General features: G+C 38.7%; 22 protein-coding genes and 1 pseudogene. 19 read left to right on the top strand and 4 right to left on the bottom strand.

The annotated features are described in order from the left end of the window. Positions 1–29: 29 nt before the first annotated feature. The 7 genes and pseudogenes from QM408_RS02135 (at position 30) to QM408_RS02105 (ending at position 11,670) form a co-directional block, all read left to right on the top strand. Positions 30–593, top strand: coding sequence for a TIGR01440 family protein (locus tag QM408_RS02135; protein ID WP_247933400.1), 564 nt, complete (start codon positions 30–32; stop codon positions 591–593). 2 nt (positions 594–595) lie between these two features. Continuing rightward, positions 596–6,508 carry a ZmpA/ZmpB/ZmpC family metallo-endopeptidase gene (locus tag QM408_RS02130; protein WP_414373403.1) on the top strand — a complete coding sequence of 1,971 codons (5,913 nt, stop codon included), beginning with the start codon at positions 596–598 and terminating at the stop codon, positions 6,506–6,508. Between the two features lie 72 nt (positions 6,509–6,580). Next, positions 6,581–8,302 carry an aminodeoxychorismate synthase component I gene (pabB, locus tag QM408_RS02125; protein WP_414373400.1) on the top strand — a complete coding sequence of 574 codons (1,722 nt, stop codon included), beginning with the start codon at positions 6,581–6,583 and terminating at the stop codon, positions 8,300–8,302. Beyond that, the gene (locus QM408_RS02120) at positions 8,303–8,920 is read left to right on the top strand and encodes an alpha/beta fold hydrolase (RefSeq protein WP_261250719.1); all 618 of its coding nucleotides are present in this window, start codon (positions 8,303–8,305) and stop codon (positions 8,918–8,920) included. 49 nt (positions 8,921–8,969) lie between these two features. Next, positions 8,970–9,656: pseudogene (locus QM408_RS02115) on the top strand (excalibur calcium-binding domain-containing protein); the annotation flags it as partial. 117 nt (positions 9,657–9,773) lie between these two features. Further along, a complete protein-coding gene (locus QM408_RS02110; protein WP_247939075.1) occupies positions 9,774–10,733 on the top strand; it encodes an ROK family glucokinase in 960 nt (319 codons plus the stop codon). A gap of 97 nt (positions 10,734–10,830) precedes the next feature. Beyond that, positions 10,831–11,670: a thymidylate synthase gene (locus tag QM408_RS02105; protein ID WP_247939076.1), complete on the top strand. Its 840-nt coding sequence runs from the start codon at positions 10,831–10,833 to the stop codon at positions 11,668–11,670. Positions 11,671–11,720: 50 nt separating this feature from the next. Here the strand turns inward: QM408_RS02105 and QM408_RS02100 are convergent, their stop codons facing one another. Beyond that, positions 11,721–11,891, bottom strand: a complete 171-nt coding sequence (locus QM408_RS02100; protein WP_001051780.1) for a DUF3042 family protein — start codon at positions 11,889–11,891, stop codon at positions 11,721–11,723. 120 nt (positions 11,892–12,011) lie between these two features. On the opposite strand from QM408_RS02100, the gene miaA reads away from it, so the two are divergent. Genes miaA through QM408_RS02075 form a run of 5 tightly spaced genes read left to right on the top strand, consistent with a single transcriptional unit; the run spans position 12,012 to position 16,463 of the window. After that, positions 12,012–12,896, top strand: a complete 885-nt coding sequence (gene miaA / locus QM408_RS02095; protein WP_247939077.1) for a tRNA (adenosine(37)-N6)-dimethylallyltransferase MiaA — start codon at positions 12,012–12,014, stop codon at positions 12,894–12,896. Next, positions 12,889–14,127: a GTPase HflX gene (gene hflX / locus QM408_RS02090; RefSeq protein ID WP_024057897.1), complete on the top strand. Its 1,239-nt coding sequence runs from the start codon at positions 12,889–12,891 to the stop codon at positions 14,125–14,127. Before miaA ends, hflX begins: the two co-directional genes overlap by 8 nt. Then, entirely contained in the window at positions 14,120–14,743 is a 624-nt protein-coding gene (locus tag QM408_RS02085) for a cystathionine beta-lyase (RefSeq protein WP_414373395.1), read from the top strand. Before hflX ends, QM408_RS02085 begins: the two co-directional genes overlap by 8 nt. Positions 14,744–14,757: 14 nt before the next feature. Next, the gene (gene rnz / locus QM408_RS02080; RefSeq protein WP_247939079.1) at positions 14,758–15,687 is read left to right on the top strand and encodes a ribonuclease Z; all 930 of its coding nucleotides are present in this window, start codon (positions 14,758–14,760) and stop codon (positions 15,685–15,687) included. 20 nt (positions 15,688–15,707) lie between these two features. Next, positions 15,708–16,463: an SDR family NAD(P)-dependent oxidoreductase gene (locus QM408_RS02075; RefSeq protein WP_247939080.1), complete on the top strand. Its 756-nt coding sequence runs from the start codon at positions 15,708–15,710 to the stop codon at positions 16,461–16,463. 38 nt (positions 16,464–16,501) lie between these two features. Here QM408_RS02075 and QM408_RS02070 read toward each other — a convergent pair whose 3' ends face one another. Then, positions 16,502–17,407, bottom strand: a complete 906-nt coding sequence (locus QM408_RS02070) for a helix-turn-helix domain-containing protein (RefSeq protein ID WP_024057893.1) — start codon at positions 17,405–17,407, stop codon at positions 16,502–16,504. Positions 17,408–17,793: 386 nt separating this feature from the next. On the opposite strand from QM408_RS02070, the gene QM408_RS02065 reads away from it, so the two are divergent. From QM408_RS02065 to QM408_RS02055, 3 genes are all read left to right on the top strand, one after another. Further along, positions 17,794–18,774 carry a PspC-like choline-binding domain-containing protein gene (locus QM408_RS02065; protein WP_261056391.1) on the top strand — a complete coding sequence of 327 codons (981 nt, stop codon included), beginning with the start codon at positions 17,794–17,796 and terminating at the stop codon, positions 18,772–18,774. Between the two features lie 31 nt (positions 18,775–18,805). Then, entirely contained in the window at positions 18,806–19,396 is a 591-nt protein-coding gene (locus QM408_RS02060) for a hypothetical protein (protein ID WP_225306539.1), read from the top strand. Between the two features lie 73 nt (positions 19,397–19,469). Further along, positions 19,470–20,186, top strand: coding sequence for an Ltp family lipoprotein (locus tag QM408_RS02055; RefSeq protein WP_247939082.1), 717 nt, complete (start codon positions 19,470–19,472; stop codon positions 20,184–20,186). Positions 20,187–20,211: 25 nt separating this feature from the next. On the opposite strand, the gene QM408_RS02050 is transcribed toward QM408_RS02055, so the two are convergent. Further along, positions 20,212–20,832, bottom strand: coding sequence for a hypothetical protein (locus tag QM408_RS02050; protein WP_125393667.1), 621 nt, complete (start codon positions 20,830–20,832; stop codon positions 20,212–20,214). A 387-nt stretch (positions 20,833–21,219) separates the two neighbouring features. Here QM408_RS02050 and QM408_RS02045 point away from each other — a divergent pair, with 387 nt between their 5' ends. Together QM408_RS02045 and QM408_RS02040 are read left to right on the top strand one after the other, a co-directional pair. Next, positions 21,220–21,699 (top strand): helix-turn-helix domain-containing protein, encoded by a 480-nt coding sequence (locus tag QM408_RS02045; protein WP_033686609.1) that lies wholly within the window; start codon positions 21,220–21,222, stop codon positions 21,697–21,699. 32 nt (positions 21,700–21,731) lie between these two features. After that, the gene (locus QM408_RS02040) at positions 21,732–22,928 is read left to right on the top strand and encodes a hypothetical protein (protein ID WP_247939083.1); all 1,197 of its coding nucleotides are present in this window, start codon (positions 21,732–21,734) and stop codon (positions 22,926–22,928) included. A 130-nt stretch (positions 22,929–23,058) separates the two neighbouring features. Here QM408_RS02040 and QM408_RS02035 read toward each other — a convergent pair whose 3' ends face one another. Beyond that, a complete protein-coding gene (locus tag QM408_RS02035; RefSeq protein WP_001222582.1) occupies positions 23,059–23,967 on the bottom strand; it encodes a LysR family transcriptional regulator in 909 nt (302 codons plus the stop codon). Between the two features lie 101 nt (positions 23,968–24,068). On the opposite strand from QM408_RS02035, the gene QM408_RS02030 reads away from it, so the two are divergent. Together QM408_RS02030 and QM408_RS02025 are read left to right on the top strand one after the other, a co-directional pair. Then, the gene (locus tag QM408_RS02030; protein WP_001808324.1) at positions 24,069–24,299 is read left to right on the top strand and encodes a YqgQ family protein; all 231 of its coding nucleotides are present in this window, start codon (positions 24,069–24,071) and stop codon (positions 24,297–24,299) included. Further along, positions 24,299–24,679: a rhodanese-like domain-containing protein gene (locus QM408_RS02025; RefSeq protein WP_000259256.1), complete on the top strand. Its 381-nt coding sequence runs from the start codon at positions 24,299–24,301 to the stop codon at positions 24,677–24,679. Before QM408_RS02030 ends, QM408_RS02025 begins: the two co-directional genes overlap by 1 nt. Positions 24,680–24,711: the final 32 nt, after the last annotated feature.

Genomic DNA, 24,711 nt, shown 5'->3' with positions numbered 1-24,711 from the left:
GATAGATAATGACAAAAGAGGTATCAAGTATGAAGGAAAAAGACATTCAAAGAGAAACAAGCCAGATTGTAAAAGATGTATTAGAAAAGGCCAATTTGAAGCAAGGATCTATCTTTGTTTTGGGCCTTTCTTCTAGTGAAGTCATAGGTGGTCAGATTGGCAAGGAATCTAGCCAAGAAATTGGCGAAATTATTGTGAAGACCACCCTAGATATCCTAGAGGGAAAAGGAATTCATCTAGCTGTTCAAGGATGTGAACATGTCAATCGGGCTCTCGTTGTTGAACATCAGGTGGCAGAGCAGTTTGGCCTGGAAATCGTCAGTGTCCTTCCAACTCTCAATGCAGGAGGTTCAGGTCAGTTGGCAGCCTTCAAGTTTATGCAAGATCCAGTTGAGGTTGAATTTATCAAGGCTCATGCTGGATTGGATATCGGAGACACTGCAATTGGTATGCATGTCAAGCATGTTCAGGTTCCGATTCGCCCTCTTTTGAGAGAAATTGGGCATGCCCATGTAACGGCTCTTGCTAGCCGTCCAAAATTAATTGGAGGTGCGCGTGCGCAGTATCCACAAGATTCTATCAGAAAGTCGTGAGAATGAGAAAAACAAAACAACAACTAGAAAAAATCACCAAATATTCGATTCGTAAGCTAACTGTTGGGGTAGGTCCTGTAGCCATCGGGGCCTTCCTTTTTGGTGCTAGTACTCTTTCAGTAGATAAGGTTCAAGCCAATGAAGTTGGCGGTGCTCATAGTGTTCATTACCGTTATTTGGCGGAGCAGGAATTGACCGAGTCTGAAAAAGCCCTGATTCATCATGAGGTTCCTACAGAATTTCAAGATGATGATATTCTTTATGTAGTTTATCGCAAGAAGGCGACTACCAGTCAACAACTTCCTTACACAGGAAGCAAGGAAGTCGCTCTAGCAGGTCTTGGCTTGGCAACAGCTTCTCTAGCAGTCTTTTTGGTGTCTAAAAAAGGTCGTAGAGAAGTTCTAGGTGTTCTATTGATTGGTTCTTTAGGAGCCAGTACCTTTGTACCTTATGGGACATTCGCATTTGAAAATAAAGAATTGCTTTCTTATAACCAAACTATTTCAGCCTCTACACATGAAGGCTTGGCTGAAGGGATTATCCACATTGATGGCTATGAATACATTGGCTACTTCAAGGAAGCAGAACTCCATCCATTAAGACCAGATTCAGCAGAACAGCCTCAGTTTCCAGTAGAAAAGCAAAATGCAAATGAAATCGAGAAAACAGAAGTCGTTCAAGAAAGACCTGCTGTTGCTCCAGAAACTATCGTTGAGAATCCAGTAGTAGAGACTCCAGTTGCTCCTGCTATTGAAGAAAAACCAGTTTCTGAGAAGCCTCAGACAATACAGGAAGAGAGCTTGGTGGAGATTCCTTTTGAAACAATCACAAGCCCAGATGCGAATCTAGCAGAAGGACAGACTCATATCGTCACAGCTGGAGTAAAGGGTCAGCGTCGCCTTGTAAGCAAAGTTTCAATGGTCAACGGTCAAGAAGTTAGAGAAGTCATCGAAGACCAAGTAGTCCAAAATCCTGTGTCGCAAGTCATTGCAGTCGGAACGAAGAAAGAGGTGCAACCTGCTCCAACTCCAGTACCACAAGCTGAACCAACTCACCAAGTAGCTAAAGGGACGCAAGAGGAAGGTAAAACTGGCCAAGCCTTAACACAACCAACTTTACCAGATGCTCCAGTTGAAGTAAAAGGAACTCAAGAAGAAGGTAAAGAAGGCCAAGCTCTAACACAGCCAGAACTACCAGAGTATCATGAAGCCAAAGGTGTTCAAGAAGTAAAAGAAGGCGAGAAGCAAGGCCAAGCTTTAGTACAGCCAGAACTTCCTGAATATAAAGAACCAGTTTCAACAAAGGGAACTCAAGAACCCGGTCAAGAAGGTCAAGCACCAGTACAAGAAGTAAACCCAGAATATAAAGTAACAACAGGTACAGTTGAGAAGTCTACTGAAAGTGAATTAGATTTCACAACAGAAGTTGTTCCAGACGATACAAAATATGTAGATGAAGAAGTTGTTGAACGCGAAGGTTCTAAAGGAGTTCAAGTTACCAAAACAACTTACGAAACAGTTGAAGGTGAAGAAACAGATAAAGTCCTTTCTACAACTACAGAAGTGAAAACTCCTGCTGTTCCTAAAGTCGTTAAAAAAGGGACGAAACCACTTGAAGGAACAACAGTTGAAATAAGAGAAGAAGTCATTCCTTTTGAAACCAAAGAACAAGAAGATGACACTTTAAAACGAGGAACAAGACAAGTAGCTCAAAAAGGTGTAGAAGGTAAGAAACAAATTACTGAAACCTATAAAACGATTCGTGGAGAAAAAACAAATGAAGCTCCAACAGTAGAAGAAACAGTTCTCCAAGCACCTCAAGATGAAATTATCAAAAAAGGTACAAAAGGTTTAGAAAAACCAACCTTAGAATGGGCTAACACAGATAAAGATGTCTTGAAGAAGAGCGCTACAGCTAGTTATACATTGAATAAACCAGCTGGAGTAGAAATCAAATCGATTAAAGTAGCTCTGAAAGATAAGACTGGACAAGTTGTTAAAGAAGTGACAGTAGAAGAAAATAAATTACAAGCTACTTTAGACAACTTGAAATATTATCAAGGCTATACATTATCCACAACGATGGTTTATGATCGTGGAGAAGGCGAAGAAACTGAAACATTAGAAGATAAAGAAATTCAGTTAGACCTTAAAAAAGTTGAAATCAAAAACATCAAAGAAACAAGCTTGATGAGTGTGGACGCTGACGGTAACGAAACGGATACTAGTTTGCTTACGGAAAAACCAGCTGATCTTGCTCCGCTTTATCTACGAGTGACCACTCATGACAACAAAGTTACAAGACTGGCCGTTGACAAGATTGAAGAAGTAGAAAAAGACGGAAAAACCTTATACAAAGTCACTGCCAAAGCACCAGATTTGATTCAACGGAATGCTGATAACACACTTAGCGAAGAGTATGTTCATTACTTTGAAAAACAAAAATTAAAAGAAGGTAATGTTTACTACAACTTCAACGAGCTTGTAAAAGATATGCAAGCTAATCCAACAGGTGAGTTTAAACTTGGTGCAGATTTGAATGCAGCAAATGTACCAACTCCGAATAAACAATATGTACCTGGTAAATTTAGCGGAACTTTAACAAGTGTTGACGGTAAACAATATACCATTCATAATATGGCTCGTCAGTTATTCGATAACGTTGAAGGCGGTACAGTTAAAAACATTAACTTAGGTAATGTTAATATTAATATGCCTTGGATTGAAAATATTTCCGCACTATCAAGAGTAATTAAAAATGCCACAGTTGAAAATGTTAAGGTAACTGGTAGTATCCTTGGTAAAGATGGTATTGCTGGTATCGTAAATAAAGGAGATACTGGTGGACTTCTTAAAAATGTTGCTTTCATCGGTAAACTAACAGGTGTCGGTAATAAAGGTTGGGATCTTGGTGGTATCGCCGGAGAACTTTGGCGTGGTAATATTAAACATGCATACGTAGATGCTGATATTGTTGCAGATAGAGCACGTGTTGGTGGACTTGTCGCTAGAACCGATAACGGTTCTGATCCTAATGGTATTGATAAATACGCTTCTGTTCGTAACGCTGTTACTAAAGGAACTATTGATGTGAAGAACCCTGTTGAGGTAGGTGGTTTCATTAGTAAAAACTGGACATGGGGGCGTGTTGCTGACACAGTTTCAATGATGAAAGTCAAAAACGGTGAAGAATTCTACGGTTCTAGAGATTTAGAAGCAGAAGGTGGATATTACACAAAAAACTGGATTGAAAGAAACTACGTTGTTAAAGATGTGAGTGAAGGTTCTCACTCATTTAACGGTTCTCGTAGTAATCGAATCCAAGAAATCAGCCTAGAAGATGCAAATAAAAAAATAGAATCATTCGGAATTACAGCTGATAAGTTTGAAATTAAACCTCTTGTTGAAGATGCACTTAATAACGTAAAACCAAAAACAGATACTTATAAAGATACTCAAGATTATGACGCATCTCGCGAACTTGCTTATCGTAACATCGAAAAACTTCAACCATTCTACAATAAAGAATGGATTGTCAACCAAGGGAACAAGATTCCTGCAGATTCTAAATTACTAACTACTGAAGTTTTATCTGTTACAGGTATGAAAGATGGACAATTTGTGACCGACTTATCAGATGCTGATCATATTATGATTCATTACGCTGATAAGACGAAAGAAATTAAAGATATTACACAAAAAGAATCTAAGGTTCAACAAGTTCGTGAATATAGTATTGAAGGATTAGGTGATATTGTCTATACACCAAATATGGTTGTTAAAGATAGGACACAATTGATCAGCGATATCAAAGCTAAATTAGCTTCTGTTGAACTTGATTCAGATGAAGTTCGTAAGATTAATAACAATCCTAAGATGTTATACATGGAAGAAAGCTTTAAAGAAGTTAAAGATAATCTTGATGCTTTAGTTAAAGCTTTAGTTGAAAATGAAGACCATCAATTAAATACGGACGAAGCAGCTAAACGTGCATTGATTAAAAAAGTTGAAGATAACAAAGCTAAAATCATGTTAGCTCTGGCTTACTTAAACCAATACTATGGAATTAAATTTGACGGATTAAATATCAAAAATATGATGACCTTCAAACCTGATTTCTACGGTAAGAACGTTAACGTACTTGATAGATTAATCAGCTTCGCTTCAAATGGTAACAACCTAAAAGGTGATCAATCACATGATGCATTTAACAGAGCTCTTGCAAGTGCTACTGGTAAAGCTAACTTACACGAATTCCTGAAGTACAACATGGAATTATTCACTAGTGAAACAGATATGAATACTTGGTTCAAGAATAACATTGCAGATAACGCTTATGTTGTTGAGAAACAATCATCAAATCCAGATTTCGCTAATAAGAAACATAAATTATATGAAGTAATTAATAATGGACATCACGGACGTTATATTCTACCACTTCTGAACCTGAAGAAAGCGCATATGATCTTAATTACAACCTATAATACCATTGCGTTTAGTTCATTTGAGAAATACGGTAAGAATACGGCAGAAGAACGTGAAGCATTCAAGAAGCAAGTTGATTTACGTGCGCAAGAACAAATCAATTATTTAGACTTCTGGTCAAGACTTGCTGCTGATAATGTACGAAATAATCTTCTTAAGAGTGAGAATATGGTACCATCTGCCATTTGGGATAACCATGATGTACCAGGTTTGGGATGGGTTGACCGTATGGGACATACGAAGAAAGGCGATTTTGCTCCAATTCGTGAATTCTATGGTCCGACTGATAAGTGGCATGGATATAATGGAATGGGTGCATACGCTTATATCTTCCAAAATCCACAACCACAAGAGGCTGTATATTACATTATCTCTAGCATGATTAGTGATTTTGGTACATCTGCATTCACTCACGAAACAACTCACATCAATGACCGTATGGCCTACTTAGGAACATGGCGTCACCGTGAAGGAACAGATGTTGAAGCCTTTGCTCAAGGTATGTTACAATCACCATCAGTTTCAAATCCAAATGGTGAATATGGTGCCTTAGGATTAAACATGGCCTACGAACGTCAAAATGATGGAAATCAAATTTACAACTATAATCCGAATGTGTTAAACAGTCGTGAGAAAATCGATCACTACATGAAGAATTACAATGAATCCATGATGATGCTTGATTACTTAGAAGCTGAGTCTGTTATCAAGAAAAATACTGGAACAAATGATAAGTGGTTCAAGAAGATCGATAAGAAATATCGTGAAAAAGCGGATCGCAATGGCTTAGTTGGTGAACCACATCAATGGGATTTAGTTCGTGATTTGAATGATGACGAAAAGAATACGAAGCTGACAAGTATTGATCAACTGGTTGATGGAAACTTTGCAACGAAACATGGATTACCAGGAAATGGTCATTACCGTACTGAAGGATTTGATTCTGCTTATACTGTAGTAAATATGATGACAGGTATTTATGGTGGTAATACAAGTAAGAGTGCGGTTGGTTCAATCTCATTCAAACATAATACCTTCCGTATGTGGGGATACTTCGGTTATCTAGACGGATTCTTAGGTTATGCATCAAACAAATACAAACAAGAATCTAAAGCTGCTGGTAATGTAGGTCTTGGTGATGACTTTATTATTAATAAAGTTTCTAACGGCAAATTCCAAAGTTTAGAAGCATGGAAGAAAGCATGGTATCATGAAGTACACGAAAAAGCCCAAAGAGGTTTTGTTGAAATTGAAATCGATGGTCAAAAGATTTCAACTTACGCACAACTTCAGACCTTATTTGATGCAGCGGTCGAAAAAGACCTTCAAGGTAATGATTTCAAGAATACTGTAGATCTTAAATGGAAGGTTTACAAACAACTCTTGCAGAAATCAGATGGATTTGCTGGTGATTTATTCACTAAAGCATAATCAATAGTAAGAAAATAATAAAAAGGTAGATCAGCTTTGTCTGGATCTGCCTTTTTGTGCTATACTTAAGGTATGCATAGAAAAACAGTGATTGATTTTAGGGCTTTGGGGGAGAGATACACCTTTACCCAGCCGATTAAAGAGTTAAAAACGAGGGATTTAGCAGAAGTGGCAGATTTGCTGGCACAAGTGGAAAGTTACCAAGAGCAAGGCTATTATGTAGTGGGCTATGTCAGTTACGAGGCTGCACCTGCTTTTGAGGAGAAATTAGCAGTTCATAAAGCGCCTTTACTGGCAGAGTACCTGCTATATTTTACAGTTCATGATAGGGTAGAAACATCCCCTATTCCTCTGATTTATGATGAAGTTGATTTGCCTTCTGATTGGCAGGAAGTAACATCTGCAGCAGACTATGAAAAGGCGATTGCTCAGATTCACCATCATTTGCGGCAGGGAGACACCTACCAGGTCAACTACACCGTCCAACTCAAGCAAGACTTAAGTGCCAATCCTTTTGCCATCTACAATCGTATGGTGGTAGAGCAGGAGGCGGGTTACAATGCTTATGTTGAACATGACGAGATGGCAGTGATTTCCATGAGCCCAGAGCTCTTTTTTGAGCAAAATGACCGTGAGTTGACAACGCGACCAATGAAGGGAACGACTCAGCGTGGAGTGACTGACCAAGAAGACTTGGAGCAGGCCAGTTGGTTGGAACAGGATCCCAAAAATCGCTCTGAAAATATGATGATTGTGGACCTCTTGCGCAACGATATGAACCGTATTTCTGAAGTGGGAAGTGAACATGTGGAGCGTTTGTGTCAAGTGGAGCAGTATTCGACTGTTTGGCAGATGACTTCGACTATCAAGAGTCGGTTGAGAGCAGATGTTGACCTTGTTGAAACCTTTCGCTCTCTCTTTCCTTGCGGTTCCATAACGGGAGCACCGAAAATTGCGACTATGGAGATTATCAAGGACTTGGAGCCACAACCGCGCGGAGTCTATTGTGGAACCATTGGTCTCTTGCTTCCAAATGGGCGACGAATTTTCAATGTAGCCATTCGGACCATTCAACTGCATCAAGGGAATGCCATCTATGGAGTAGGCGGAGGCATTACATGGGATAGCACATGGGAATCTGAATACCGCGAGGTTCATCAAAAGGCAGCTGTTCTCTATCGTAAACAAGCTCGTTTCAAACTGATTACTACTGGAAAAATCAGCCAAAAGTGCTTGCTGTTTGAGAATCAACATATAGAAAGGCTGAGAAAATCTAGTCGGTATTTTGCCTTTCCATTTGATTCAGAAAACTTGAAACAAAAGATAGAGGAAGAGTGTCAGGCTTGTGATGCTAATCAAGATTACCGCTTGCGAATTTCTCTCAGTAAGTCTGGAGAGATAGAACTTAGTCGACAAATCTTAACACCTCTTAGTCTACATTTTTGTCAGGCCAAACTTTGTCTTCAGGAAGCCAATTTGCAACAAGCCTTTACCTATTTTAAAACGACTTACAGACCGCATTTGAATCTAGGGGAACAAGAGATTATTTACCACAATAAGTCTGGAGAACTACTTGAAACCTCTATTGGAAATCTGGTCTTAAAAATTAATGGTAAACTTTACACACCGCCAGTCCGACTTGGAATATTGCCAGGAATTTACCGTCAGCATTTGCTGGAAACAGGACAGGTAGAAGAGAAAGTTTTGACCTTAAAAGACTTAGCCCAAGCAGAAGCTATTTACGGCTGTAATGCAGTGAGAGGCTTGTATGAATTGAGCCTAGAGGAGAACTAGGTGAAACTGATATTTTTACACGGGCTAGGGCAGTCAGCAGAGAGTTGGAAAGAAGTTCGGAATCTACTGACAGATTATCCTTCTGAGGCTATTGAGTTATTTCCTTCTGGAGTTAGCAACTATCAACAAGCTAAAGAGCGAGTTTATCAGCATCTAGCTCAAGAGACAGAACCTTTTGTTTTGGTTGGATTGTCCTTAGGTGCTGCTCTGGCACTAGAACTTTCCAGTTACGATTTACCAAATCTTCAGGCCTTGGTTTTGTCAGGCTGTCCATTGAAACTAGCGGGGAATATCCTTTTTTACATTCAGTTGCTGATTTTTAAACTACTTCCCAAAAGGGTATTTGAAAAACAGGGGGCAGACAAGGCTCTTATGGTCGGAGTTTCTGAGGAGTTGAAGACACTTGATTTAACGGATATATCAAGAACTTGTCCTTATCCAACCTTACTAATTTGTGGCAGCAAAGATAAACCGAATCTTAGTTCTATGAGAAGTCTTCATAAACTAATATCAGAATCTCAATTTCATATTATACCAGATGGTCCTCATGTTTTGAATAAGGAAAAACCAAAAGAGTTTGCTGAACAGATTAAACCTTTCCTTGAATTGCTGAAATAAGTTTGATAAAATAATAGTGAAATCGATAACATCGTTATAGGAGAAAGAGATGAATAAACGTCTATTTTTAAAAATGAGTCTGGCTACCTTGCCAGTTTTAGCCTTGTTTTCACAACCTGTGTTAGCAGAAGAAAACATTCATTTTTCTAGTTGTAAAGAAGCTTGGGCGAATGGCTATTCGGATATTCACGAGGGAGAACCTGGTTATTCTGCCAAGTTAGACCGTGATCATGATGGTGTGGCTTGCGAATTGAAAAATGCTCCTAAGGGTGCTTTTAAAGCAAAACAAGCGGCTACAACTCAAACCGATACAACTTCATCCACAGCAAGTGGTTGGGTTAAGCAGGACGGCGCTTGGTATTATTTTGACGGAAATGGAAATTCAGTGAAAAATGCTTGGCAGGGAAGCTATTACCTGAAAGCTGATGGTCAAATGGCACAGAGCGAATGGATTTATGACTCTTCTTATCAAGCTTGGTATTATTTGAAATCAGATGGTTCTTATGCAAAAAATGCATGGCAAGGAGCTTATTACCTTAAATCAAACGGTAAAATGGCACAAGGTGAGTGGGTTTATGACTCTTCTTATCAAGCCTGGTATTACTTGAAATCAGATGGTTCTTATGCTCGCAATGCATGGCAAGGAAACTACTATTTGAAATCAGATGGTAAAATGGCTAAAAATGAGCGAGTTGATGGAGGCCGCTACTATGTAGATGCTTCAGGTCTATGGAAACCATAAGTAAGGATAAAATCTAGAAAGTTAATGCAAACCTTTGCATAAATGAGTGAATTTTGTTATACTAGTACTGTAAGCATTTTCAATTAATTCATAATTAAAAAGGAGAATATGATGAGTCAAAAGATTATTGGGATTGACCTTGGTGGAACTTCTATCAAATTTGCAATTTTAACTCAAGAGGGAGAAATCCAAGAAAAATGGTCTATCAAGACAAATATTTTGGATGAGGGAAGTCATATCGTTGATGATATGATTGAGTCTATTCAACATCGTTTGGACTTGCTTGGATTGGTAGCAGCGGACTTCCAAGGAATTGGGATGGGATCACCAGGTGTGGTTGACCGTGAAAAAGGGACTGTTATCGGTGCCTACAACCTCAACTGGAAAACTCTTCAACCAATTAAAGAAAAAATTGAAAAAGCCTTGGGCATTCCATTCTTCATCGATAATGATGCTAACGTAGCAGCTCTTGGTGAACGTTGGATGGGTGCTGGTGATAACCAACCAGATGTTGTCTTTATGACACTTGGTACAGGTGTTGGTGGTGGTATCGTCGCAGAAGGAAAATTGCTTCACGGTGTTGCTGGTGCAGCAGGTGAGCTTGGCCACATCACTGTTGACTTTGACCAACCAATCGCATGTACTTGCGGTAAGAAAGGCTGCCTTGAGACAGTCGCTTCTGCAACAGGGATTGTCAACTTGACTCGTCGCTATGCCGATGAATACGAAGGCGATGCAGCCTTGAAACGCTTGATTGATAATGGAGAAGAAGTAACTGCTAAGACAGTCTTTGACCTTGCAAAAGAAGGAGACGACCTTGCTTTGATCGTTTACCGTAACTTCTCACGTTACTTGGGAATCGCTTGTGCTAACATCGGATCAATCCTAAACCCATCAACCATCGTCATCGGTGGTGGGGTGTCAGCTGCAGGAGAATTCCTTCTACAAGGTGTTCAAAAAGTTTACGACGAAAATACCTTCCCACAAGTACGCACAACAACTAAATTGGCTCTTGCAACTCTAGGAAATGACGCTGGAGTTATCGGAGCAGCATCACTTGTATTGCAATAAGATAAAAAAGGAGAAAATTGCTTTCCAGAAGCGAGTGATTTTCCTCCTTTCTTTTTTTATGCTATACTAGTTAGGACAATAAATGAGGTGAGAGTAAATGACAAAAGCAGATACGATTTTTAAAGAAAATATTGAACGAATCCTCAAAGACGGTGTCTTTTCTGAGCAGGCCCGTCCCAAGTACAAGGATGGGACAGTTGCCAACTCCAAATACGTAACGGGTGCCTTTGCAGAGTATGACTTGGCAAAAGGGGAATTTCCTATCACAACCTTGCGTCCCATTGCCATCAAATCCGCCATCAAAGAAGTTCTCTGGATCTACCAAGACCAGTCCAATAGCCTAGAAGTGCTAAATAGCAAGTACAATGTTCACTACTGGAATGACTGGGAAGTGGGTGATACAGGAACCATTGGTGAGCGCTACGGGGCGGTCGTTAAGAAACACGATATCATCAATAAGCTTCTCAAACAGTTGGAAGCCAATCCTTGGAATCGCCGGAATATTATTTCTCTCTGGGATTACCAAGCTTTCGAAGAAACCGATGGACTGCTTCCATGTGCCTTTCAGACTATGTTTGATGTCCGCCGTGTAGATGGAGAAATCTATCTGGATGCAACCTTGACTCAGCGTTCGAATGATATGTTGGTAGCCCACCATATTAATGCTATGCAGTATGTGGCTCTTCAAATGATGATTGCCAAACATTTTGGCTGGAAGGTTGGAAAGTTCTTCTACTTTATCAATAATCTCCATATCTATGACAATCAATTTGAACAAGCTCAGGAATTGCTTCGTCGTGAGCCGTCAAATTGCCAACCACGTTTGGTCTTGAATGTTCCAGATGGGACCAATTTCTTTGATATCAAAGCAGAAGATTTTGAGTTGGTGGATTATGATCCTGTTAAGCCGCAGTTGAAGTTTGACCTAGCTATTTAAAAGAATAGAAAAAAGAAGTTGAGACAATAAATCCCAACTTCTTTTATTTCTTAACGTGATACGCGGCGACGAGCTGCTTTTTTACGGTTTTCTTCGATGAAAGCTGCTTTTTGCTCTTCTGGTTCGATCACTTTCTTTTTAAATGCGTATACTGCACCTGCGACGGCAGCGACAGTTCCTGCGACACCTGTTACAAGACCTTTAGCGAATCCTTTAGCCATGAGTCTTCCTCCTTTATATTCTCAATCAGCCAGCCCCTTCAAGAGGTCACATTTTTCTGACTGACTTTTTTGTGTTATAATAATAGTAACGAAAAAATGGGAATTTTTCAAGGAAAAAAGATGAAAACAAAAATAATTGTGATCGTTGGACCGACTGCAGTTGGAAAGACGGCTCTAGCCATTGAAGTGGCCAAGCGTTTTAATGGCGAAGTGGTTAGTGGAGATAGCCAGCAAGTCTATCGAGGACTTGATATTGGGACGGCCAAGGCTAGTCCAGAAGAGCAGTCAGCTGTTCCCCATCATTTAATCGATGTTAGAGAGGTAACCGAGTCTTACTCGGCTTTTGATTTTGTTTCAGAAGCTAAGATGGCTATTGAAGATATTCACAGTCGTGGCAAGCTAGCCATTATCGCTGGTGGGACTGGGCTTTATATCCAGAGCTTACTAGAAGGCTACCATTTAGGTGGAGAGACTCCTCATGAGGAGATTTTGGCCTATCGGGCTGGTTTGGAGCCCTATACAGATGAGGAATTAGCTCATCTTGTGGAGCAAGCTGGCCTTGAGATTCCCCAGTTTAATCGTCGTCGTGCTATGCGTGCCTTAGAAATTGCCCATTTTGGTCAGGATTTGGAAAATCAAGAGACCTTGTATGAACCTTTGATCATCTGCTTGGATGACGAACGCAGTCAGCTTTATGAACGTATCAACCACCGAGTGGATTTGATGTTTGAGGCTGGGCTTTTGGATGAGGCCAAGTGGCTCTTTGCCCATTATCCAGATGTGCAGGCTGCTAAAGGAATTGGCTATAAGGAACTCTTTCCTTATTTCCGTGGAGAGCAGACCTTGGAAGAAGCCAGTGAGAGTCTCAAACAGGCTACTCGTCGTTTTGCCAAGCGTCAGTTGACCTGGTTCCGTAATCGCATGCAGGTCACCTTTTATCAGATTGGAGAAGCTGGTGTACAAGACCGAATTTTAAGCCAGATAGAGGAGTTTTTAGATGATTGAAACGGAGAAAAAAGAGGAGCGAGTTCTGCTGATTGGTGTGGAATTGCAAGGCATGGACAATTTTGATCTCTCTATGGAAGAATTGGCCAGTCTGGCTAAGACAGCTGGGGCAGTCGTTGTAGATAGTTACAGACAAAAACGTGAAAAATATGATTCCAAGACCTTCGTCGGCTCTGGTAAGTTAGAAGAAATTGCGCTCATGGTGGATGCAGAAGAAATTACCACTGTCATCGTCAACAATCGTTTAACTCCACGGCAAAATGTCAATCTAGAGGAAGTTCTGGGTGTTAAGGTCATTGACCGTATGCAGTTGATTCTGGATATCTTTGCCATGCGGGCTCGAAGTCATGAAGGGAAGCTCCAAGTCCACCTAGCCCAGCTCAAATATCTCTTGCCTCGCTTGGTTGGTCAGGGGATTATGCTCAGCCGTCAGGCAGGGGGAATTGGTTCCCGTGGACCTGGTGAAAGCCAGCTGGAGCTGAACCGTCGTAGTGTTCGCAATCAAATCACGGATATCGAGCGTCAGCTCAAGGTGGTTGAGAAAAATCGGGCGACTGTCAGAGAAAAACGTCTGGAGTCTAGCACCTTTAAGATTGGTTTGATTGGTTATACCAATGCTGGGAAATCAACCATCATGAACACCTTGACCAGTAAGACCCAGTATGAGGCAGATGAGCTATTTGCGACTCTAGATGCGACGACTAAGAGTATCCATCTGGGAGGCAATCTCCAAGTAACTTTGACAGATACAGTTGGCTTTATCCAAGATTTGCCGACAGAGTTGGTGTCCAGTTTTAAGTCAACCTTGGAAGAAAGCAAGCATGTAGACCTTCTGGTTCATGTTATCGATGCCAGCAATCCTTACCATGAGGAGCATGAAAAAACAGTTCTGTCCATCATGAAAGACCTGGATATGGAAGATATTCCTCGTCTGACACTTTATAATAAAGCGGATTTGGTGGAGGATTTCACGCCTACCCAAACGCCTTATGCCCTCATTTCTGCCAAGTCTGAGGATAGTCGTGAGAATTTGCAGGCACTATTTTTAGAGAAAATCAAGGATATTTTTGAATCTTTTACCCTGCGCGTGCCTTTTTCAAAATCTTACAAGATTCATGATTTAGAAAGTGTTGCGATTCTGGAAGAACGTGATTATCAGGAAGACGGTGAAGTGATTACAGGCTACATTTCTGAGAAAAACAAATGGAGGTTAGAAGAATTTTATGACTGATATTAAAACTTTGGCTCTAAAGTATGGAGGTTATACAAGCCTAGATAAGGTTTACTTAGATCAACTTCTAGCTGATAAAACAAATCAAGAGCAGTTGGCACTGATCACTCCTCCACCTAGCGTGGTCAATGCTTACTTTGCAGAACTCTACCAGAAAAAAAGTCCTGAAGCAGCGACGGATTATTTTGCAGAAGTCAGTCAGGAACTGAATCTTTACAATACTGAGCCAAGTTTCACTCTAGAAAACAAGCCTTTTATTCGGCTTAATCTGTCTGGCAAGTCTTTTGGTTTTTGCTATGAGAGTGAGGATCTTGGTCGGATTTTTTCTGAAAATGAGGAAGTAATCTCGGATGACTTGCTTTTTGAAATTGCACAAATTTTTCCCCATCAGCTGGTCTTTGAGGAGTCTGGTAAGATTTATATGAAGGCTGTCGGGGACGAGGAAGTTGTTAGCGTGGAAAATATCACAGCTTTGACTGATTTAGAAATCTTAGCAGATGGTCGCAAGCGTCTTAAAGGTTACAGCCAAGAGGATTTACTGCAAGAAGCTGCTTCTTTTTATGGCAAGCGCTATTTCCGATCGGAAAACCGCACAGCCATGTTATATATTGATTAATTAGAAAGTATCGAATGGATATTCAATTTTTAGGAACGGGGGCTGGTCAGCCCTCTAAAGCCCGCAATGTCTCCAGTCTCGCCCTGAAACTTTTGGACGAGATTAACGAAGTCTGGCTCTTTGACTGTGGAGAAGGTACGCAAAATCGCATCCTGGAAACCACAATTAGACCACGTAAGGTCAGCAAAATTTTTATCACTCATCTGCATGGAGACCACATTTTTGGCTTACCAGGTTTCCTTTCTAGTCGAGCCTTTCAGGCCAATGAAGAGCAGACAGATTTGGAAATCTATGGACCGCAAGGAATCAAGTCATTTGTCTTAACTAGTCTTCGTGTGTCAGGTTCTCGTCTGCCCTACCGCATTCATTTCCATGAGTTTGACCAAGATTCCCTTGGGAAAATCCTTGAGACCGATAAATTCATTGTGTATGCAGAGGAGTTGGACCACACTATTTTCTGCGTTGGATATCGTGTCATGCAAAAGGACCTAGAAGGTACCTTGGATGCTGAAAAACTCAAGGCTGCGGGTGTCCCATTTGGCCCACTTTTTGGGAAAATCAAAAACGGTCAGGACGTTGTTTTGGAAGACGGAACTGAAATCAAGGCAGCTGACTATATCTCAGCTCCACGTCCAGGTAAAATTATCACTATTTTAGGAGACACTCGAAAAACGGATGCCAGTGTGCGTCTAGCTGTCAATGCCGATGTCCTTGTCCATGAGTCCACTTATGGCAAGGGTGATGAAAAAATTGCTCGTAACCATGGCCACTCTACTAACATGCAAGCTGCACAAGTAGCGGTAGAAGCAGGAGCCAAACGCCTCTTGCTCAACCACATCAGTGCTCGTTTTCTCTCAAAAGATATCAGCAAGCTCAAGAAAGATGCTGCTAGCATTTTTGAAAATGTCCATGTGGTCAAAGACTTGGAAGAAGTGGAAATCTAAAAGATTGAGAAAGGAACAGTATGTCTACTATTCTCATTACAGGAGCTAGTGGTGGCCTAGCCCAAGAAATGGTTAAACTCTTGCAAAATGACCAACTCATCTTGCTTGGTCGAAATAAGGAAAAATTAGCCCAACTCTACGGAGACCATCCCCATGCAGAATTGATTGAAATCGATATTACCGATGACTCAGCTTTAGAATCTCTGGTAACCGATCTCTATCTCCGCTATGGCAAGATTGATGTCTTGATTAACAATGCAGGTTACGGAATTTTTGAGGAATTTGACCAGATTTCTGACCAAGATATTCATCAGATGTTTGAGGTCAATACCTTTGCCCTAATGAATCTGTCTCGTCGCCTTGCGGCTCGAATGAAGGAAAGTCGAAAAGGCCATATCATCAATATTGTTAGCATGGCAGGTTTGATTGCTACTGGCAAGTCTAGTCTCTACTCAGCCACTAAGTTTGCTGCTATTGGTTTTTCAAATGCTTTGCGCCTCGAACTCATGTCCTACGGTATTTATGTAACGACGGTTAATCCAGGGCCAATCCGTACAGGATTTTTCGACCAAGCCGACCCAGATGGAACCTATCTCAAGTCGGTTGATCGCTTCCTGCTAGAACCAGATACAGTGGCTAAAAAGATTGTCAAGATTATAGGAAAAAACAAACGAGAACTCAATCTACCGATGTTGTTGAACTTAGCCCATAAGTTTTATACTCTCTTTCCCAAGCTAGCTGATAAGTTGGCAGGGGAGACTTTTAATTATAAATAAAAAAAGTTGTTCCTAAAATGGAGCAACTTTTTTGACGATTAGAATAAATCAATACCAGTCTTATTTAATGCATGGCAATGATAGGTGAAGGCATTGATAAAATTAGAGTAATATTGCTGATCAATAAATTTTGCGCTTTGGAGATAGTTAAATAGATTTTTGGCTAGGGGAATAGCCTCAGGTTTATTCCATCTAAATTGATTGTAAACATGTTCAACTTCTAGGAACATGAGTGGAATAGCTAGATAGCCTCGTTCGAAGGTCTGAAGTGATTTAATTTTTTTAATAATCTCATCAGCCTTTTGATAGTATCCCAGTTCAGAGAAATATTTTGCAGAGAAAGTAAGAGCATTTAAGATACGGATGTAGGTGTCGGTATTAGCACTTTCTTTGTACATAAGTAGTAATTGTTTGGTCATATGGTCAATAAGTTCTATCGGGCAATGATTGACAATGACGCGATAAATTTCAAGTTCGATACTATTAAAGACATCAGATTTCATTAAATGATTGATAATGTTTTGAATTCTGGCAACAGTTTCTGGACTCTTTGATATGGTTGGATAATGTCTTAATTTAATAGATTTGAAAATCATATCTGCTTGCAGTGGATTGTCTTTTAGGTAGACATCAAATAATTTTTCGTATTCTTCAATATAAGTGAGGATATCTTCTTCATGGACCACATGCTTGCCAAATTCAATAGCTGGTAATTCTAAACAGTCACCACCTTTATTTGCATAGGCGAGAACAAAATCATTCCATTCAACTCCGATAACAATTAACAGTTTAGCAAAGTTTTCAAGTGAAATTCCTTTGTCTCCTTTTTCAAATTGACTTAGGAACTGCGGCGATACGATATCTGAGGCGGCTTCCTTTAGGCTGAGGCCTCGTGCTTCGCGCAGGTACTTAAATGTAGCTCCAAATGGATATAGGTTTTCCATAAATAGTCTCCTTACATACTTCTAAGACTATTATACAAAAATTTGGAGAAAAAAATGGAGAAAGAAAACTATAGTTACAAAATATTAGAATTCTATGCTATTTTTTGTTTTTATGAACAAGATTGAAACTATAGTTTAAATGACGAAAAATTTAAATATCTATTATGGTATGATAGGGGAAAGAATAGCTAATAAAGACGGCTTGTTATACTAGTATAACAAGGATTGACTTATCACTCAATCCTATTCTATCAGTCATTAAAGGAGAAAATGATATGGGAAAAACTTAAATGCTCGATACTAGAAAAAAATTATATTTACTTTTAAGGTTATAAGACAATTATCAAAAATTTTTAGAAAAATAAAAATATATAAGGAGTTTTGTTATGAAAAACAGAAAAATGTTGGCTTCTTCTTTACTAGCCGGTGCTTTATTATCAGTAGGTTATGTAGCTTCTAAACCGACAGCGGTTCACGCTTTAACAGATATGAGTGTCAAGGATACTCAAAATCCCTTGAAAATCACCTTGATACAGACAGATGGAAGTTATACAGTAGATACACTTTTGGTTGACCTGCAAAGAAGTTCTACAACTACTGATAATACAGCTCTTGATTTTGATCTAGTTAATGAAGATACCGGTGCACTTGCTTCTTCATCCTTTTTTGGTAGATTTAGAGGAAGTAATAGAATAAAAGAGGGAATTAATATACTCTTAGTAAAAGATGGGAACTACCATCTAGATATTTACAGTTCAGGTGATTTTGGAAAACGTTACTTCGGACGTTCAGAAGTTTTTAGAATCTCTAGAGGTGAATATTCTCCGATTAAAAAGGTAGAGACACCAACAGCTACTGAAACTCCAAAACAATCTACTAACTCTAACTCTAACTCAGCTCAGACTGGCTGGTCAGGTTCTTCTTACTACAAAGCTGGTGTGAAAGTAGTTAATCAATGGATTTTTGATGTTCAGTACAATTCTTACTTCTACCTAAATGCGTCAGGTAACTATGTTCAGAATGCTTGGTCAGGCAATTACTACCTCAAATCAGGTGGTTACATGGCTAAGAGTGAGTGGATTTACGATAAAAACTATAGTTCATACTATTATCTAACATCAGAAGGTAGCTATGCCCGTAACACTTGGGTAGGTAGCTATTACCTCAAATCAAATGGTAAAATGGCTAAGAGCGAGTGGGTCTATGATAGCAGCTACCAATCTTATTATTACCTAACTTCTGAGGGTAGCTATGCTCGTAATACATGGATAGGTGACTACTATCTCAAGTCAAATGGTAAGCTGGCAGTCAACGAACGGACCCCAGATGGCTACAAAGTAGATGGCTCAGGTAAGTGGGTTAAATAAATTTTTTTGAACTGGGAGAATAGAGAAAATAATGGAAAAACATGAAAACCAAATGAACGAAGAGATAATCGTAGAAAAAGTCGAAGATACTGAAGAAGTGACCGTAGAAAAAGTCGATGAGACTACGGAAAGAATGGAAGAATCAATTAATGAAGTAGTTACAGAGAAGCCTGATAGAGTAGAAGCACTCAAAAAAGAGGCGTCAATTTTTGTAGATAAAGCTGGAAAACAAATCGAAAATCTAGATATGGATGGTTTGATTGAAAAAATTAAAAAATTATTTGAAACAAAACCTCTACAATCTATCGGAATTAGCCTAGCTATCTTTCTTGTTCTGTTCTTTGGAGTTCGTAAATTAACTAGTGATCCATTAGATGGAACTTATGAAATTTTAACAAAACGTGATCATTTAGTCATGGTGATTAAAGGAAATTCTGGGACCGTCATCTCTGAAGATTCAGACGGAGACAAAGAAAAAAGATTAGTGAAAATTGATAAACAAAAGAAAGTATTGACAATCACAGACGATGAAGGTAGAGAAATAGGGAAAACAAAATATATGTTAAAAGATAAAGAACTCTATCTTCAAGAGCCAAATCAAACCTTTAGCAGAGTAAAATAGACTACACATTAACAGCCTAAGCCAGTACCTTAAAAGCTACTGGCTTAGGAAATTGTATAAAAGGAGAATATGAATGAAATTCAAAAAATTAATAACTTTAGCTAGTTTAGTAGGGCTGATTGTTTTTCTTGCGACTACTGTAGTTGCCTGTACCTCAAAATCTGAAAACACAGAAACCAAAACTGCACAAGTTGAAAAAAACAAAGAAAAAGAAAAAAAAGAAGCGTTAGACAAAGCTAAATCGTATGATAAAAGTCTTAACCTTTCTTACAATGCTATGGAAAAAAAATTGTTGGAAGAAGATTTTTCTGAAGAGGCTGTAAAATACGCACTTTCTAACGTGGATATTGATTGGAAACAAAATGCATTGGAAAAAGCTAAAGAGTATGCTAAAACTCCTCTCGTTTCAAGAACATTTATTTCCCAAAAGTTACGCTACGAAGATGGATTTCATGACGACCAAGTCAACTATGCTATTGATAATGTAGATGTTGATTGGAAAAAAGCTGCAATAGAAAAAGCTAAAGATTACGCTAAAAATAACCATTTATCAAGTTTTAAAACCATGGGTGATTTACAAAGCGAAAATCGATTTACACCTGAAGAGGCAAAATACGCAGTAGAAAATGCTGGTATCGATTGGAAGGAAGTGGCTCTAGAAAGAGCTAAAGAGTATATACAAACTGAGCGAGAACCAGAATTTGCAATTTCCAACACCAGAGATTATCTCCAAGGTGACCAATTTAAGCCTGAAGAGGTAAAGTATGCAATAGACAACTTGAAAAAATAAAAAAGAGGTGGCGACCTCTTTTTTATTATTTCTCTTTCACAATTTCACCATCTACTTTATCAAAGCCTATTGCATTTCCTTTAGAAACTTCGGTAATGAGTAAATCTCCAGAAGAAACGACGCTGGAAGTGTATGCAATATATCCGGCATAGTATTTATCGCGAATTTGTCCACTAGTTAGAGATACGTAAGTAAGGTAAGATGGTTTATTTTCATCGTTAACATATAATTTTATCTCTTCTTTTGTAGTGTTATTCCCTGATCCATCTGTTATCGCCTTAGCTTTAACTTTATCGATTTCAAAACTTCTTTTTGATCTTTCTTCAGCTAATTTTCTAACTTCATTGATGTTTTTGCCTACAACTTCATCCATATGAAGCTCTACGGCTGCACCAACAGTCCCTCCGCCTATTTCGTACCCGTTCAGTTTTCCTCCTTTTGTGATATAGACGTAGTTTATTCTTTCATCTTTTCCAGGTAATGCATCATCATTAGAATCGATCACACTATAGAAAACTCTCTCTTGATTGTCGTTCATTAACTGAACGATACCTTTTCCTTTTGTATCCATAGATGATGAACAAGCTGCTAAACTAGCGCTAGCAAGTAGTGCACCTAATAACAACAATCCATTTCTGTTTTTCATAATAAAACTCCTTATATATTTCTATTTTTCAAAAAAATTTATGATAATTGTCTTATAAGCTTAAAAGTAAATAAGATACTTTTTTAGTGTCTAGCATTCAAGTTTTTCCCATGTCATTTTCTCCTTTGATGGCTGATAGAATAGGACTGTGTGGTAAGTCAATCCTCGTTATACTAGTATAACAAGCTCACTTTTTTATCTATTCTTTCTCCTATCATACCATAATAGATATTTAAATTTTTCAACATTTAAACTATAGTTTAAATGTTTTTTAAAAAATCCAAAAATAGCATAGAATTCTAATATTTTGTAACTATAGTTTTCTTTTCTCTATTTTTTTTCTAAATTTTTGTCTAATAGTTTTAGAAGTATGTAAGGAGATTATTTATGGAAAATCTATACCCATTTGGAGCTACATTTAAGTACCTGCGTGAAGCACGAGGGCTCAGCCTAAAGGAAGCTGCCTCAGATATTGTATCACCACAGTTCCTAAGTCAATTTGAAAAAGGAGACAAAGGAATATCACTTGAAAACTTTGCTAAATTGTTAATTGTCATAGGAGCTTTAGAAAATTTCAAAGCTGATAATATGAAAGAACTAGTAAATTTATATGATGATACAAAATATAAAGAATTACAGTTGAACTATCAGAAAGAAATGCTACAGTTACAAAGGGAACAATATATTGATACAAAGAAAATGCTTCAAGCATTAAGATACAACAATTATGTTCAAACTTTACAATTACAGCAGTTAGACGGAATCCGTAGAAATACAGAAGAAGCAGTTGATTATTTGAGAAATTTACGTGTTCAAGAAAATCATTATCACACACATAATCATTACCATCAAAATAATATTTATTAATTTATATAGGTGAAATTAAAATTAGAAATAATATGAAGAAAATTATAAAAATAATTACCTGTTTGGGTTTGTTTTACAGCTTATTTTCATTAGTGAATTCAGCCCAAGCTGACAGTACTGCCTACAACCAACTATTGCCACAAATTACTGAGAAGTGGGAGAGTAAACATCTATTCGAAAATAATGCTAATAGACTTGGTTACGCTTTGATGGATATTGATAAAAATGGGACGGAGGAGTTATTAATCGGACTGAAAAATAGGGAAAAATGGGAATTATTTGAAGTCTATTATATGAATGGTAATACTCCAACTCCCTTATTTGATAGATTTTGGGATACAAGTCTTAGAATGGGGACAGTTATTAATACCTACACCGATGGAAGTATTATTGTTTTTGAAAGTGTTCCAGGCATTATGTCATATAGATTGTTTCAACTTTCTAAAGAAAATAAGGAGCCAACGTTAATTAAAAAAGGTGAATTTAGAGCAGGAGAAGGTGATCTGGATGACTTAAATCTTGATTCTAAAACAAAAATAGACACTTCAATTATTGAATATACTTCTCTAAATCTCCCAATCATCGGAGATAATATGGATCCTAATCCTCCTATGCCAAAGTCTCTTTTGGATGCTAAAATTGGAGATGAAATTCCTTTGCCATCAGAATTAGTAGGTACTTGGATTAATAAAGAGCCAAATAATGGGACTAATCCTGGTAGAGCTTCATCACTTATTTTAGGAGAGGATGGAAGCTACACTGGAACTTTTAAAGATGGAGATATTAGAGGAAAATTATCTGGTCTTAAAAAAGTGAGTGAGAACGGATTTATTGTTCTAACAGAAAATCAAGAGAAGGATTTTTTCTCTTTCAGTATAGGCTTAGGTGGTGGTTTGCCTCCTGGTCATCGACTCGAACATGGTATGGTACTAGAAGGGCGAACTTTATATAATGTATTGTGGGTAGTAAAAGAAGGGGAGGAAGACTATTCTAAACCTTCCAAGCTAGTAACTTTTGTAAATCCAACTTATGGTCCTAAGAAAATTGAGAAAAAAGCAGAACAGGAAGTAGCGAAACAAGACGATATAGTGGCAGAATCAACTCAAGACAGTAGTGAGGAGACAAAGCCAGAACAAAAACTATTTGGAAAAATCCCAGTATTTGGACTGGTTGTGGGAGCTGGACTTGTCCTTGTTTTAATCCTTTCTATATTTTGGTTTAAAAAATAAAATTTTATAAAATACTCTTGATTTATTATTAGAGAAAAAACCTCAAGAATTAGGGTTGAAAGCTAGTTCTTGAGGTTTTTAGGTTATTCGATTTAGAGGTATTTTCATACTCAATGAAACTCAAAGAGTATTAACTATCAAACTGGACTTCTTCTAGTAGATAGTCGATAAAGCGTTCACCCATCTTGGATAGGCTGGTTTTCTCATGCTGGATATAGACCAGCTCAATTGGGTCATCAATGTCCAGTGGGATAGAAACAATATTGTCTCCATTGAGGTTGCTGTTCAAAATACCTGTCGCAATGGTATAACCATCCAAACCAATCAAGAGATTAAAGAGGGTAGCACGGTCACTAACCACAATGGATTTCTTGTGGTATTCCTGCGAGAGAATCTCTTCTGAAAAGTAGAAGGAGTTATGCGTTCCTTGATCATAGCTGAGGTAAGGGAAGTTCTCCAAATCAGACAGTTTGACCTTATCTTTCTTTGCCAGAGGGTTGGTCTTGCTGACAAAGATATGCGGTTGGGCGGTAAAGAGATGATGAGCCAGCAGGTGGTTGTCATCCAGCATTTTGGTTAAAACATCACGGTTGTAGCTGTTAAAAAATAGGACACCGACCTCACTACGGAAGTTCTTGACGTCGTCAATAATCTCCCAAGTACGAGTTTCACGAAGGAAGAGCTCGTATTTCTCCATATCACTTTTCTTGAGTAGAGAAACAAAGGCATTGACCACAAAGGCATAGTGCTGGGAGGAAACGCTAAAGAGTTCGCGGTGGGCGACAGGATTTTTATAGCGTTCTTCCAGAAGCTGGGTTTGCTCGACAACTTGACGGGCATAAGAGAGGAACTCCATGCCATCACGGGTCAAGGTGATACCCTTGGGATTGCGGATAAAGATCTCAATGCCCATTTCATTTTCCAAATCTCTCACTGCATTGGAAAGACTCGGCTGAGTGATAAAGAGTTGCTTGGCTGCTTCATTCATGGAGCCAGTTTCGACGATTTTGATAATATAATGTAATTGTTGAATTCTCATGTTTTTATTGTACCACACTTGCGTTAGAATCGCCAAAGATGATAGGAAAATCAGGGGGTGTGTGTGGTCTCTTCTTGAAAAAAACACAAAATTTTGCTAGAATGAGTCTTATGAAAACATTCTATGATGTGCAGCAATTCCTCAAACGATTTGGTATTATTGTTTACATGGGAAAACGCTTATATGATATTGAACTGATGAAGTTGGAACTCTCTCGGATTTACGATGCAGGGTTGATGGACAAATTAGACTATCTAGAGGCAGAAGCGGTTCTACGCAGAGAGCACAAGGTAGAATTGGATTATATTGAGAAAAATGGAGAAAAGAACTAATGGTTACTTGGATTTTGTGGGCACTTATACTGGCAATGTTGGCATGGATGGGCTTTAACTATCTTCGTATTCGCCGTGCGGCTAAAATTGTAGACAATGAGGAGTTTGAAGCCTTGATTCGTACGGGTCAATTGATTGATTTGCGTGATCCAGCAGAATTCCACAGAAAACATATTCTTGGGGCTCGCAATATTCCTTCAAGTCAGTTGAAAACTAGTCTTGCAGCCCTTCGTAAAGACAAACCTGTCCTTCTTTACGAAAACCAACGTGCGCAACGTGTGACAAATGCAGCCCTTTACTTGAAAAAACAAGGTTTTTCTGAGATTTATATCCTTTCTTATGGTTTGGATTCTTGGAAAGGGAAAGTGAAGACTAGCTAACCTTATTTCCAAAGTAGTCGAATGATAGGATG

The organism is Streptococcus mitis (assembly GCF_047464965.1).
Lineage (GTDB): Bacteria > Bacillota > Bacilli > Lactobacillales > Streptococcaceae > Streptococcus > Streptococcus mitis_DU.
Note: the sequence above shows the minus strand (reverse complement) of the source record. Positions and strands in the feature narration are given on the sequence as shown.